Consider the following 4932-nt stretch of genomic DNA (forward strand, 5'->3'; position numbering starts at 1 on the left):
CATGCTTTGGTCTTTCCTTGCCGTACTTTTTTCCGGCTGGCTTTACGTCGATGCTTCATATCGCGGTCCGCAATGGCAACGCTGGCTATTTAAACCTGTCACCTTGCTGTTGCTCGTTGCCTGGGCGTGGCAAGCTCCAACCTTCAACACCACCGATTATTTGATTCTGGCCGGTCTGGTCGCCACGCTGGTGGGTGACGCGTTAATGCTGTTGCCGCGTCAGCAAATGCTTTATGCGCTGGGCGCGTTCTTCCTGTCGCATCTTCTGTACACCATCAGTTTTGCCGCGCACATGACCATGAGTTTCTTCTGGCCGATTCCTCTCACCTTCCTGATTATTGGTGTGATTGTTATCGGGATTCTGTGGACCAAGCTGGAAGATCTGCGCTGGCCGATCTGCACCTTAATCGGCATGACGCTGGTGATGAACTGGATGGCAGCGGAGAACTACTTCTTCCGTCCAACTGACTTCAGCTTCTCGCTGCTGGTCGGTGCCGCGCTGCTGCTGTTGGCCAATATTGTCTGGTTTATCTCGCATTATCGCCGCCGTTTCAGCGCCGATAGCGCCATCGTCGCCGCCTGTTACTTCGCCGGTCACTTCATGATTGCGCGTTCACTGTGGCTCTACTGAAGATAAACTAACCTTCCGCTTGACTCTGGAGTCCACTCCAGAGTGTAGCATTAGGGCGCGGGCATCAGCCCGCCCCTGATTCCGGAGGTTATATGCATCAACATGCTCACCCTTGCCGCTGTGGCAAATCTCACCGTAAGCCGCAGCCGCTGTGCTCAATTCGCAGCATAAAACCCGCAACACTGAAAATCTCCGCGGCGCAGCCCGTTACATCAGACAGCGATTGCGGCTGCTGTGACAGTGACAGCGGATCGCCCGGCGGCGAAAGCGACGCCGAAAGCGACAGGCCCGCCATCTCTTCACACCAATTCCGCTGGCAGATTGCGGGCATGGATTGCCCCAGCTGCGCGCGTAAAATCGAAACCGCCGTGCAACGCGTGCCGCAGGTACAACAAGCTCGCGTGATTTTTGCCAGTGAAAAACTGGTAGTCGACGCCGACCAGGATATCCGCGCCACCATCGAACAGGTGGTGAAAAATGCCGGCTTCACGCTGAGCGCCAGCGATTCCTCATCGCCTCCACAACCTGAAAGCCGCTGGCAGGAAAACGCCGGTTTGCTGCTGCTTGGCGGATTGATGCTCAGCAGCTGGCTGCTGAGCCAGTTTTCGCCGCTTTGGGGCGATCGCCTGTTTATTGCCACCACGTTGATTGGTTTAGCACCGATTGCCCGCAGCGCCTGGAAACTGCTGCGCAGCGGTTCGCCGTTCAGCATTGAGATGTTGATGACCATTGCCGCCGCCGGTGCGCTGGTGATTGGCGCGCACGCCGAAGCCGCGATGGTGCTGCTGCTGTTTCAGCTGGGTGAACGCCTCGAAGCTTACGCCGCTGCACGCGCACGCCGTGGTGTTACCGCGCTGATGGCGCTGCGTCCTGATACCGCCACGCGCATCAACGGCACGCAGCGGGAAAACGTCCGTTTAGAGGAGCTGCAACCCGGCGATGTGATTGAGGTAGCGGCCGGCGGGCGTTTACCCGCCGATGGCGAACTGCTGCAGGCCAGCGCCAGCTTTGATGAAAGTGCGCTAACTGGCGAATCGCTGCCGGTGGCGCGTGAGCCCGGCGAGCAGATCATGGCCGGTGCCACCAGTCTTGATCGTCTGGTGATGTTGAAAGTCATTTCCCAGCCGGGCCAAAGTGCCATTGACCGCATTCTGCAACTGATTGAGGAAGCCGAAACCCACCGTGCGCCGGTTGAGCGTTTTATCGATCGCTTCAGCCGCATTTATACGCCCGCCATTATGCTGCTGGCGCTGTTGGTGATGGTGCTGCCGCCGCTGCTCGGCTTTGGCGCGTGGTTGCCGTGGATTTATAAAGGGCTGACGCTGCTGCTGATTGGTTGCCCGTGTGCGCTGGTGATCTCCACGCCTGCCGCTATCACCTCCGGCCTGGCCGCCGCCGCGCGTCAGGGCGCGCTGATCAAAGGCGGTGCGGCGCTGGAGCGTCTCAGTCGTGTGAGCATGATGGCGTTCGACAAAACCGGCACGCTGACCGCCGGTAAACCGCAGATCAGCCACATCCAGCCCTTTGGCGGGATGGCGGAAGACAATCTGCTGAGTATCGCCGCCGCCGTTGAACAAGGTTCTACCCATCCGCTGGCGCGAGCGATTGTCAGAGAAGCCGAGCGTCGCGCGCTCACCATTCCGCAAGCTGCACAGCAGCAAACGCTGGCCGGCAGCGGCATTCGTGCCGCGATCGCAGGCGTAACCTATCAGCTGCTCGCGCCGCGCGAAGTCGGCCATCTCGATGACGCACAGCAACAGCAGATTGCTGCATTGGAAGCGCAGGGCCAAACCGTGGTGCTGCTGTTACAAGAACAGCAGGTGCTGGGCGCGTTAGCGTTGCAGGACCAGCTACGTAGCGAAGCTATCAGCGCGCTGGCTGAGTTGCAGAAACTTGGTGTCAATAGCGTGATGCTCACCGGCGACAATCCACGCGCGGCCGCCGCTATTGCCGCTGAGCTCAATATTGATTATCGCGCGGGTTTGCTGCCCGCCGATAAGGTTGAAGCGATACGAACGCTGGGCGCACAGCAATCACTGGCGATGGTCGGCGATGGTATTAACGATGCGCCCGCCATGAAAGCCGCCACCATTGGCATTGCGATGGGCAGCGGCACCGATGTGGCGCTGGAAGCGGCGGATGTGGCATTAACGCAAAACCAGCTGGCGATTTTGCCGCGCACCATTGTGCTGGCACGGCGCACGCGCGCCATCATTCGTCAGAACGTGGCGCTGGCGTTGGGATTGAAGGCGATTTTTCTGGTCACCACGCTGCTCGGCTTCACCGGTTTGTGGCTGGCGGTCTTAGCGGATTCCGGTGCCACCGCACTGGTGACAGCCAACGCGCTGCGCTTGCTGCGTCAGCGTTAGGCGCCTTTTTTAATCAGAAACTGGTACGGCAGGCTTTCGGTCTGCTGTGCCAGCAACTCATGCTCCATAAAGCGGCAGAAACCGGGAATATCGCGCGTGGTGGCGGGATCGTCGGCAATGATCAGCAAGGTTTCACCAGCCTGCATGCTGCGCACGGTTTTACGCACCATCATTACCGGCTCCGGGCAGCGCAGGCCAAGGGCATCAAGCTGATGGTCTGGCGCAGAAAAGGGATCGCTCATGATTCTCTGTCAGTTGTTAGTGATGGGCGCTCATTCTAGCGCGCGAATGAGCCAACGCAAGGCGATAACGATTGCGTTAAAATTAACCATTGCATAAATTGCGCAACGCGTTAAGATGCCGCCGATTTTTTATTTACCATCGTGCCAACGCACGAACCTGGGTTCCCTCACCCCACCACTAAAAAGGCTTACAATGATCAACTTCTCTGCACGTCAGCGCATGCATGCGCTGTTTTGGCTATCGCTTTTCCATCTGCTGGTGATCACGTCCAGTAACTATCTGGTACAGCTGCCGGTTTCCATCTTCGGCTTCCACACCACATGGGGCGCGTTTAGCTTTCCGTTTATTTTCCTCGCTACCGATCTCACCGTGCGTATCTTTGGCGCGCCGCTGGCTCGTCGCATTATTCTGGCGGTGATGATTCCTGCGCTGGTGATCTCCTACATCGTTTCCTGCGTGTTCTATCAGGGCGAATGGCAAGGTTGGGCATCACTGGAAGAGGTAAATCTGTTTGTTGCGCGTATCGCCTGCGCCAGCTTTATGGCTTATGCGCTGGGACAGATTCTCGACGTCCACGTTTTTAACCGTTTGCGCCGTTTATCGCAGTGGTGGATTGCCCCAGCCGCAGCGATGTTCCTCGGTAATATCAGCGATACGTTGGCCTTCTTTTTCATCGCTTTCTACAAGAGTCCAGACCCGTTTATGGCGGCGCACTGGGTCGAAATCGCACTGGTGGATTACAGCTTCAAAGTGCTGATCTGCATGATCTTCTTCCTCCCAGCTTACGGCGTACTGCTGAATGCCATGCTGAAGCGCTTAGCCGAACGTTCCGCGCAGCAGCAGATCAATTTCGGCTAATTGCAGATAGACGAAACGCTACCGCACGCTAAGATTTCCTGACACTCCGGCGGTTGCTTTTAACCGCCGATTCCGTTTTGATAACGCCTGACTGGAATCATGTAAAAGGGAAAAGAATGCGTAACGTAGTGAAATATGTGGGTATTGGCCTGTTGGTTATCGGCCTGGCGGCATGTGACCAGAAGAAAGATGATGCGGCAGCGAACAGCAACGGTGCGAGCGCCAGCCAGTCGGCCCAGACGGTTAACCTGATGGACGGCAAGCTGAGCTTCTCACTGCCTGCGGGCATGTCTGACAAGAGCGGCAAGCTCGGATCTGAATCGACCAACATGCACGTCTATGCCGACGAAACCGGTCAGCGCGCGATTATCGTGATTGCGGGCGATCCAACCAACGAAGCGCTTGATGCGCTGGCACAGCGTCTGGAACAACAACAGCGCGGTCGCGATCCACAGCTGCAGGTGGTGTCTAACAAAGCGGTAACGCTGAAAGACCAGCCGGCACAGCAGCTGGATACAGTGATTTCTGCCAACAATCAGACGTCATGGTCTTCAGTGATTCTGGCGAAAGTGGACGGCAAACTGCTGACGCTGCAGATTACCTTGCCAGCTGATAACCAACAGCAAGCGCAGAGCGATGCAGATAGCATCGTGAAAAGCATCACGTTGAAGTAAGCCTTAAAACGGTCGCCATGAATGGCGACCCTACAAATGGCTCAATGCGGTTTTCGTAGGGTCGCCATTCATGGCGACCTGGTTTGCAACCCTCGCCTTACAATCTCACTGGCGAAATGTGCCAGATCTCATCCGCATACTCCTGAATGGTGCGGTC

At 57.1% G+C, this 4932-nt stretch carries 5 protein-coding genes; 4 read left to right on the forward strand and 1 reads right to left on the reverse strand.

Annotation, left to right across the window (positions count from 1 at the left end; translation table 11 throughout):
• Position 1 precedes the first annotated feature (1 nt).
• Positions 2–631, forward strand: a complete 630-nt coding sequence (locus RTY00_RS19820) for a lysoplasmalogenase (RefSeq protein WP_154194833.1) — start codon at positions 2–4, stop codon at positions 629–631.
• A 92-nt stretch (positions 632–723) separates the two neighbouring features.
• Entirely contained in the window at positions 724–3000 is a 2277-nt protein-coding gene (locus RTY00_RS19825) for a zinc/cadmium/mercury/lead-transporting ATPase (protein ID WP_312665710.1), read from the forward strand.
• On the opposite strand, the gene tusA is transcribed toward RTY00_RS19825, so the two are convergent.
• Entirely contained in the window at positions 2997–3242 is a 246-nt protein-coding gene (tusA, locus tag RTY00_RS19830; protein ID WP_036649974.1) for a sulfurtransferase TusA, read from the reverse strand. The two genes, RTY00_RS19825 and tusA, sit on opposite strands and share 4 nt — an antisense overlap.
• A 193-nt stretch (positions 3243–3435) precedes the next feature.
• On the opposite strand from tusA, the gene RTY00_RS19835 reads away from it, so the two are divergent.
• Together RTY00_RS19835 and RTY00_RS19840 are read left to right on the forward strand one after the other, a co-directional pair.
• Positions 3436–4101, forward strand: a complete 666-nt coding sequence (locus RTY00_RS19835) for a 7-cyano-7-deazaguanine/7-aminomethyl-7-deazaguanine transporter (RefSeq protein WP_008109874.1) — start codon at positions 3436–3438, stop codon at positions 4099–4101.
• A 116-nt stretch (positions 4102–4217) separates the two neighbouring features.
• A complete protein-coding gene (locus tag RTY00_RS19840) occupies positions 4218–4775 on the forward strand; it encodes a DcrB family lipoprotein (protein WP_137384946.1) in 558 nt (185 codons plus the stop codon).
• Positions 4776–4932 lie beyond the last annotated feature (157 nt).

This window comes from Pantoea sp. CTOTU49201, from assembly GCF_032054795.1.
Taxonomy (GTDB): Bacteria; Pseudomonadota; Gammaproteobacteria; order Enterobacterales; family Enterobacteriaceae; genus Pantoea; species Pantoea symbiotica.

Bases quoted from the DNA above. Each gene is read 5' to 3' on its own strand.
- RTY00_RS19820 (WP_154194833.1), top strand. From the start codon at position 2: ATGCTTTGGTCTTTCCTTGCCGTACTTTTTTCCGGCTGGCTTTACGTC.
- RTY00_RS19825 (WP_312665710.1), top strand. From the start codon at position 724: ATGCATCAACATGCTCACCCTTGCCGCTGTGGCAAATCTCACCGTAAG.
- tusA (WP_036649974.1), bottom strand. From the start codon at position 3,242: ATGAGCGATCCCTTTTCTGCGCCAGACCATCAGCTTGATGCCCTTGGC.
- RTY00_RS19835 (WP_008109874.1), top strand. From the start codon at position 3,436: ATGATCAACTTCTCTGCACGTCAGCGCATGCATGCGCTGTTTTGGCTA.
- RTY00_RS19840 (WP_137384946.1), top strand. From the start codon at position 4,218: ATGCGTAACGTAGTGAAATATGTGGGTATTGGCCTGTTGGTTATCGGC.